Genomic DNA, 4,207 nt, shown 5'->3' with positions numbered 1-4,207 from the left:
CGCCGCGCACGACCTGGCGGCTGCCGAAACTTTTTTCCACGCTATGCACAGCCAGATATCCAGCCCGGGCTGCCTGCCGCGGTGCAGAGGCGCTGTTAGTCCTGGGCGCGGGCCTGGGCGTTGCCGCGGGCTTGGGCGTTGCCGCGGGCTTGGGCCTGACGGCAGCCGGGCGGGGAGGGGGATTATCGATGCGCGCCAATTCAATCGCGGGCGAGGGCGCGGCGCGGGCGAGCGGCGGGGCATCACGCACGGGGCTCGTCAGCATCTCCCCCATACTGTCGTCGAGCGCGGTGATGTCGTCGCGCGAACGTGCAAAGCCGCCCTTGCCGCGTTTGACAGGGCGCCGCCGGAACATGCTGAGTAGATCCACCATCCCCGCTTCGTCCGAGCCCTTTGCAGAAGTCCGCCAACCAGCGGCGTGGATATTGAAGGTCGCTACCGGAGTAGCCGCAAGTTCGAAAGCGCTGATTCGCCCGTCCAGCATGAATGAGCGGATGCCGCTTGCCCAGCGGACCGGCGTCGAGTTTCCGACGCACGTAACCGGCAAGGTAGATACAGGCTTGGACCCCCGGCTTCAACCTTGTCCCGGCCGGGTTTACATTAAGATATTGACATTACTTTGGTTTACCTGACGCTCCGGGGAGGGCGAGCGGTGCAGCAGCCCCGGTAGACGCCTGAGCGCAGCCCTGGCTCGAAGACTGATTGAGGAACAGGCCGTTCACCTTGCCGCTATCCGATTCGACCCGGGAAACACCCGTGGTCATGTCCACCAGCAGCCGATCGCCTCTCAAGACATTCTGGCATTGGGTCAGCACGACGCCGCCTGACATGGTGATCAGATTGGTCTTGGTGTCGAACACGGCCGTCTCGCCGGTCACGACCTGATCCTTCTGGGTAACGACGACATTGCCTTTGGCTTCAAGCCGCTTGATCGATGACGATCCACCGGGGCCGGGCGCAGCCGCCGGCATCGGAGCAGGCGCCGATTTTACGCTCTTGGCATTGGCCGGCGGAGGCGGCGCAGTCTGATCCTTCGATTCGTAGAAGACGACCAGAACCTTCGACGTCATGGTGGTATCGCCCTGCACCACCTTGACGTTGCCGGTGAAGGTTGCCTCTTTTTTCTTGTCGCGCATCTCGAGAGAAGCCGCCTCGATCTGAATCGGCTGATCGCGATTCTGCGAAAAGCCCTGCATGGCATTGGGCACGCCGGTCGCTGAACTTTGCGCTCTGGCATCCGCCGCAGCAACCAGCATCGCGCAGCAAAGCACCGCAGACGCCGTGCTGACGGCAATCCGGGCTTTGAAGAGTTTCTGGCGAAACATTTTCATCGGATCATTTCGCGCTGGAGGATTTCACGCCCGCGCGCGATTTCGCAGGACGCGCGGGCTGAGGCTGCTCGGGCGCCGGGTCGGCATCGGCAGGCGGCGGCAGCTTGTCGATGTTCATCACGACGTGGCCATCGAAGCGGACGACATCGCCACCGCCGGTGACCTTCATCGTGTCGGCGGAAATTTTTCCGTCCGCCCATTTGACATCGACGTGTTCGTTCGACGTCACCGTTCCCTTGTTCATATCGACGAAGGCCTGGCTGAGCCACGCCTCATAACCTGCGGTGGTTTGCACATAGATGTCCTTATGCAGGTCGAGCAGTTGCTGCTTGGTATCCATCAATCCCTTGACCGCCTCGAGTGTAACCGTCGATTGGTCCTGCATCAGCACTTTGCCCCGCAAGGTGTGCAATTCGACGTGATCCGGGTCGGTTACATCCTGGGTCGCGGTATTGGCCCAGACCTCATAGGGGCGCTGGTCCTGCGAGTAGCCTGCCATATGCGGCGATTCCATCGTGATCTTCGTGCCCGACACGACAAGATTGCTCATGTCCACCGGCAGCTTGGGCAACAGCATCCGGAACGGATTGAAAACCGACACCAGGACGATTGCGGCGAGCGCCAGAGTCACGGCCCCCGGAACCGCGATCCGCAGGATGCGCACCATCCGGCTGTGGCGCGCCGCAACCGCAAAGCGCGCCTCCATTCCCGCGTGATAGGCAGGATTCTGGACCGAGTTCACCACTACTCCTAGGTAAAGACCGACGAAGCCAGATCATTTTACCCCGAGATGATCGGATCGCCCACCCGCAAAGGACCTCGTGCGAGGAGTTTGTCTGAAACGAGGCGGTAACCGGCGTTAACGGCTTCGAGAGGAATCTTCTCACGAATGCGCGAAAATGTCCTCGGCTTCCCAGCCTTGCAGGTCGAGCTTTGCCCGCGTCGGCAGGAAGGCGAAACAGGCCTCTGCCAGCCCGAGGCGGCCTTCGCGCGCGAGCATCACGTCGAGGCGTTCGCGCAATGCATGCAGGTGAAGCACATCGGAGGCGGCGTAGGCGAGCTGCGCGTCGGTGAGGCTGGGTGCGCCCCAGTCGCTTGATTGCTGCTGCTTCGACAGTTCGACGTTGAGCACCTCCCGCACCAGATCCTTCAAGCCATGGCGATCGGTGTAGGTGCGGGAAAGCCGCGAGGCGATCTTGGTGCAATAGACCGGCTCGGGCATCACGCCGAAGGCGTGATAGAGCGCGGCGACATCGAAGCGGGCGAAGTGAAAGATCTTCGTGATTTTCGGATTGGCGAGAAGCGCCTTCAGATTCGGCGCATCCGCCGGACCCTGGCCATGGTCGCGGGGGATCTGGACGACATCGGCGCTGCCATCGCCGTTCGACAGCTGCACCACGCAGAGCCGGTCGCGATGCGGATTGAGCCCCATGGTCTCGGTATCGATCGCTACCGAGTCGGTGTAACGGCTGATGTCGGGCAGGTCGCCGCGATGCTGGCGTACGGTCATCAAAACAGGGCCTCTGGTCGATTCGGGACAGAGCCCAACCTAACGCTCAACTTTGCAAGACGCGAGCGGCGGAGCACGGCTTTCGTCAGCAAAATCCCGCAAGGCAAGTCGTCACGCCGTCCGGCCTGTCCGGGTGATGAGATCAGGCCCTCTGGTTGTCCGGCAATTTCGGCGGCTGAAGCTCGTGGCTATTGGCCCAGCGTTCCAGATTTTCGGAGATTTTTTGGTGGCTCGGGCGCAGAGGTTTTGACGCGTCCGGCTCTTTCGAAAACATCCGAGGCAGCTTGGTATGGTCCGTCATGGCGGCTCTCCCTTAACCAAAGCATGCGCCTTTGCTAGCACGAAATCAATATCTAACTTATTGTTTTTGTTGAGATATTATACTAATTTGGCTTAATAGTCGGAACCGCCGCCGACGTGGCACGTTGAGTACATCACTCAACCATCTCATTTTGGGTCATTCCATGAGCGATATCCGCGACGAGCGATTACAGGTCATGTTGGGACCGCAAGAATTGGCGGCGGTCGACGATTTCCGCTTCAAGCACCGGATGCCGACCCGCGCGGCTGCCGTTCGCGAGCTTTTGAAACTGGGGCTGACGGTTGCCGCGCCAGACGCGGCGAACAGCATGAAATCCAGCAACTACGGCATCTTCAGCCGCGGCCCGGAGGGCCACAGGCGAGGCGACCCGGAGACGAATGTCGGAAATTAGCTGTGTCGGAAAAACTAACCGCAGTTTTGCGGAGTGTTTGAACCATCCCGGTCACTGGTTCTGTACCGGTTTTGCAAACGGGAAAAGCGCAGGCTTTGGCACATGCTATGGTTCTGGCCATGCTTGAGACGCATCACGAACCTTGCCCTATCATCAAGGTCCATTCCAGGCCGGTCATCGAACGCCATCGCAAGAGCGGATGGGAGCTTGTCCTGTGGACAGGCGACGCTTTCGATTATTCGACGCCATTCCGGGAAATGCTGACCGAAATCGCAACGATCCTGAACCAGGATGCGCCCGCGTCGGTCGAATTGCCGGGCTATGACGCCTTGGAAGATGATGTTGAAGGCGTGCTTCGGTTCGGCGATCACGAGATCGGTATCTATTACGAGCACTCTCTCAGCTATCTCTCTTTGACGAGTGACAGCCCGAACACGCTGCACAGGATAGCTGACCGGCTTCAGCCGTTAGTGGCGCTCGCTTAAGCCCAAGCCGCAGGACGCGCCACCATTCCGCCATTTGCCGATGGTGCCCAGGAAAGGACTCGAACCTTCACGACTGTTAGGTCACTGGCACCTGAAGCCAGCGCGTCTACCAATTCCGCCACCTGGGCATGGGGCCGCTAGTTAAGGTTCGGTCGCGCGCTTGTCAAA

General features: G+C 60.4%; 5 protein-coding genes, 1 tRNA gene and 1 pseudogene. 2 read left to right on the top strand and 5 right to left on the bottom strand.

Annotated elements, in window-relative coordinates:
- The 4 genes and pseudogenes from WB528_RS25800 to WB528_RS25785 form a co-directional block, all read right to left on the bottom strand.
- Positions 1–373 (bottom strand): annotated as a pseudogene (locus tag WB528_RS25800) (LPS export ABC transporter ATP-binding protein); the annotation flags it as partial.
- 241 nt (positions 374–614) lie between these two features.
- Positions 615–1,256, bottom strand: coding sequence for an LptA/OstA family protein (locus tag WB528_RS25795; RefSeq protein WP_423892039.1), 642 nt, complete (start codon positions 1,254–1,256; stop codon positions 615–617).
- A gap of 79 nt (positions 1,257–1,335) precedes the next feature.
- Entirely contained in the window at positions 1,336–2,073 is a 738-nt protein-coding gene (lptC, locus tag WB528_RS25790; protein ID WP_423892038.1) for an LPS export ABC transporter periplasmic protein LptC, read from the bottom strand.
- 141 nt (positions 2,074–2,214) lie between these two features.
- Positions 2,215–2,841, bottom strand: coding sequence for a ribonuclease D (locus WB528_RS25785; RefSeq protein WP_423892036.1), 627 nt, complete (start codon positions 2,839–2,841; stop codon positions 2,215–2,217).
- Positions 2,842–3,305: 464 nt separating this feature from the next.
- Between WB528_RS25785 and WB528_RS25780 the strand changes: the two genes are divergently transcribed.
- Positions 3,306–3,554 (top strand): hypothetical protein, encoded by a 249-nt coding sequence (locus tag WB528_RS25780; RefSeq protein ID WP_423892034.1) that lies wholly within the window; start codon positions 3,306–3,308, stop codon positions 3,552–3,554.
- A gap of 119 nt (positions 3,555–3,673) precedes the next feature.
- Positions 3,674–4,039 (top strand): hypothetical protein, encoded by a 366-nt coding sequence (locus tag WB528_RS25775; RefSeq protein WP_423892032.1) that lies wholly within the window; start codon positions 3,674–3,676, stop codon positions 4,037–4,039.
- Between the two features lie 41 nt (positions 4,040–4,080).
- Here WB528_RS25775 and WB528_RS25770 read toward each other — a convergent pair.
- Positions 4,081–4,167: transfer RNA gene (locus tag WB528_RS25770), tRNA-Leu, on the bottom strand.
- Positions 4,168–4,207: the final 40 nt, after the last annotated feature.

This window comes from Bradyrhizobium sp. (assembly GCF_049586575.1).
Lineage (GTDB): Bacteria > Pseudomonadota > Alphaproteobacteria > Rhizobiales > Xanthobacteraceae > Bradyrhizobium.
The sequence above is the reverse complement of the archived record's forward strand: the minus strand, read 5'-3'. Positions and strand labels throughout refer to the sequence as shown.

Excerpts from the sequence above, each read along its gene's own strand:
- WB528_RS25795 (WP_423892039.1), bottom strand. The coding sequence starts at position 1,256 with ATGCTGGTTGCTGCGGCGGATGCCAGAGCGCAAAGTTCAGCGACCGGC.
- WB528_RS25785 (WP_423892036.1), bottom strand. The coding sequence starts at position 2,841 with ATGACCGTACGCCAGCATCGCGGCGACCTGCCCGACATCAGCCGTTAC.
- WB528_RS25780 (WP_423892034.1), top strand. The coding sequence starts at position 3,306 with ATGAGCGATATCCGCGACGAGCGATTACAGGTCATGTTGGGACCGCAA.
- WB528_RS25775 (WP_423892032.1), top strand. The coding sequence starts at position 3,674 with ATGCTTGAGACGCATCACGAACCTTGCCCTATCATCAAGGTCCATTCC.